Origin of the sequence: Providencia sp. 2023EL-00965 (genome assembly GCF_033550225.1) — a bacterium.
Taxonomy (GTDB): Bacteria; Pseudomonadota; Gammaproteobacteria; order Enterobacterales; family Enterobacteriaceae; genus Providencia; species Providencia manganoxydans.
Window position 1 is genome coordinate 1 of sequence record NZ_JAWUEH010000038.1, and the last position, 3,137, is coordinate 3,137.

Consider the following 3,137-nt stretch of genomic DNA (forward strand, 5'->3'; position numbering starts at 1 on the left):
CGGAAAGTCCTCCCTGCGTCCGCTGATGGCCGGCAGCAGCCCGTCGTTGCCTGATGGATCCAACCCCTCCGCTGCTATAGTGCAGTCGGCTTCTGACGTTCAGTGCAGCCGTCTTCTGAAAACGACATTTGAACCGGGAACCTTCCCTTTTTGGCTAGGCGTGAAACAATGGTCATTTTCCCTATACCCAAAATGACCAGGAGGCCCGCATGAAAGTCGCACGCATCTACCTGCGCGTGAGCACGGAGGAACAAGACCTAAGCCGGCAGGATGCCATCGTGGAGAGCTTAAATAAGACCGTCCCGTAAATTTCAGCCGAATCCGACAAAAAGGCGTGAAGATTTCCTTTAAATAGAGAGACCGAAGGTCATCCTTTTCCTAAAAAAGGGGGGGGCCATGGTTCCAAGATGTAAAATCGAGGGCTAATTCAGGCTATACTTGAACTATCCTTAATGGAATCTTTAGCCAGCGGTATCAACGAAGCAAGAAACATCGAAGACTAATTAAAAGAATCCATACATAACGGAAAGAGCCGATAAAATGAGATTGTATTAATCTCATTTTATCGGCTCTGCGTCTTTGCGTCTGGCTCTGTAATCGCAGTTACTTTGAACTGCTTTATTTCAATTAAATTTTCTTGTCTGCATTTCGGACAATAGAGGGGGAATTTTTTTAATTCAGTATCTTCCCTTATCTTTAATCGTGTTTTATTTCCACATACAGGACACAATATCCACTTGTAGTTTATAATAACTATCTCCTCCTTTACACTTTAATTCAAATCTTTATTAAAAAATATTTCATCTTATTTAACAAGAAACCATATTTATATAACAACATAAAATACACTAAGTTATTTTATTGAACATATATCGTACTTTATCTATCCGACTATTTGGACGACGGGGCTGGCAAACAGGTTCACCGGTAGTAACATGGTACCCTTTTAACTCTGTTAAACAAACACTACGTCCATTTGTAAAGAAAGTTAAATCACTACGATATTCTTGAATACACCGAGCAGGGATTTCTCCACTAAGAATGACCTCATTATTTTTCAATTGAGTGTCTACGATGTTCGCACAATATTTAGGAGCATCGTTGTATGCTCGTGAAAGATATTCCTGTGGCGCATAAATTTTAAAACTAAGATATGGCTCTAACAATTCTGTTCCAGCTTTTTTTAAGACTTGTTCCAATACAATAGGAGCAAGCATCCGAAAATCTGCTGGGGTACTAACAGGGCTATAGTATAAGCCATACTTAAAACAGATTTTACAGTCCGTCACATTCCAACCATACAATCCTTGTTCACAGCCATAGCGTATCCCTTCCATAACTGCATTTTGAAATGATTGATTTAAGTATCCAAGAGAAACCGAGCTCTCATACTGCATTCCACTTCCCAACGGAAGCGGTGATACAGATAAACCAATGGAAGCCCAGAAAGGATTTGGCGGCACTTCGATGTGAATGGTATATTCTGCATTTTTTAACGGTCTCTCCATATAAATGACTGTAGGCTCTTTTAGTTCTATCTCCACATGATACTTTTCTTGCAACAGTGCACTAATCACTTCCATTTGTACTTTCCCTAAGAAAGAAAGTATAATTTCATGTGTCGTAGAATCCACGTAATATCGTAGAAGCGGATCACTATCTGAGATTTCCAAAAGGGCATCAAGCAACATTTCTCTCTGTTCAGGTTTACTCGGTTCAACAGTTGTTTGTAGTAGAGGGTGCGGATTTTCAATCTTTTTTCTCTGTGGCAATAGTTTTGTATCTCCAAGAACACTATTTAACTTCAAAAACTCATTTTGCAAAATAACAATTTCCCCGGAATAAGCCTTATCGATTTTACATAATTCACCATTTATTGAAGTATACATTTCTGTAATTTTTATTTTTTCCTTTTCCGATATTCTAACCGAATCTCGCAAATGCAGTACGCCACTATAAAGACGTATATATGCAAGACGTTGTCTTTTTTTTGTATATTCAATTTTGAAAACATTTCCGCAAAGTTCAGACTGACCTCGATGTGTTGATGAATAAAATTTATTCGTAATCACTTCTATAAGGTTATCAATCCCTATATTGTTTTTTGCACTTCCATGATAAAGAGGGAACAGAGAACAATTCTGAAATCTTATGCTTTCCTCTTGTTCGAGTTCCAATGCTTCTAATGATTTACCGGACATATATTTCTCTAAAAGGTCATCGTTTCCCTCTATTACCGTATCCCATTGTTCAGATTCGGTAAAGTTCGTCACACACATATTAGGATACAGTTCTACCTTCTGTTTGATTACAATTTCGGCAGAAAGTTTCTCTTTAATATCCTGATAAACCGTTGATAAATCAATTCCATTTTGGTCAATCTTATTGATAAAAAAGATTGTGGGAATCCCCATTTTCCTAAGTGCATGAAATAATATACGAGTTTGTGCTTGTACGCCATCTTTTGCAGAAATCAGTAGAATTGCCCCATCTAAAACTGATAATGAACGATATACTTCTGCTAAGAAATCCATATGTCCTGGCGTGTCTATGATGTTCACCTTCGTATTTTCCCACTGAAAAGAGGTTATTCCTGTCTGAATTGTAATTCCTCTCTGACGTTCTAAAAGCGTATTATCCGTCCTCGTTGTACCTTTGTCCACGCTTCCTAATTCTGTAATCGCTCCACTGTTATATAATAAGCTTTCTGTTAAGGTAGTTTTTCCCGCATCAACATGAGCTAAAACTCCAATATTAATAATTTTCATGTGATTTTCCTCCATTCAAAAGCCCAAAAGGGCATAAAAATCCCAGTGATAAATACTCTTATCACTGGGATTTTTATGCATAACCATAGGCATACAAAGCATACAGATATTTAAATAAGACCGTCCCGTAAATTTCAGCCGAATCCGACAAAAAGGCGTGAAGATTTCCTTTAAATAGAGAGACCGAAGGTCATCCTTGAAGAAGGAGTCCTCGGTGAGATTCAGAATGCCGAACACCGTCACCCTGCTGCGTAACATCGTTGCTGCTCCATAACATCAAACATCGACCCACGGCGTAACGCGCTTGCTGCTTGGATGCCCGAGGCATAGACTGTACAAAAAAACAGTCATAACAAGCCATGAAAACCG

Annotated in this window: 3 protein-coding genes and 1 pseudogene; 1 reads left to right on the forward strand and 3 read right to left on the reverse strand. The window is 38.7% G+C overall.

The annotated features are described in order from the left end of the window. Positions 1-440 precede the first annotated feature (440 nt). Positions 441-503: pseudogene (locus tag SC428_RS21950) on the forward strand (XRE family transcriptional regulator); the annotation flags it as partial. A gap of 59 nt (positions 504-562) precedes the next feature. Here SC428_RS21950 and SC428_RS21955 read toward each other — a convergent pair. From SC428_RS21955 to SC428_RS21965, 3 genes are all read right to left on the reverse strand, one after another. After that, positions 563-730, reverse strand: coding sequence for a cysteine-rich KTR domain-containing protein (locus tag SC428_RS21955; protein WP_047655494.1), 168 nt, complete (start codon positions 728-730; stop codon positions 563-565). Between the two features lie 118 nt (positions 731-848). Further along, positions 849-2,768, reverse strand: coding sequence for a tetracycline resistance ribosomal protection protein Tet(M) (gene tet(M) / locus SC428_RS21960; RefSeq protein ID WP_010729924.1), 1,920 nt, complete (start codon positions 2,766-2,768; stop codon positions 849-851). A gap of 15 nt (positions 2,769-2,783) precedes the next feature. Next, positions 2,784-2,870 carry a tetracycline resistance determinant leader peptide gene (locus SC428_RS21965; protein WP_012386611.1) on the reverse strand — a complete coding sequence of 29 codons (87 nt, stop codon included), beginning with the start codon at positions 2,868-2,870 and terminating at the stop codon, positions 2,784-2,786. Positions 2,871-3,137 lie beyond the last annotated feature (267 nt).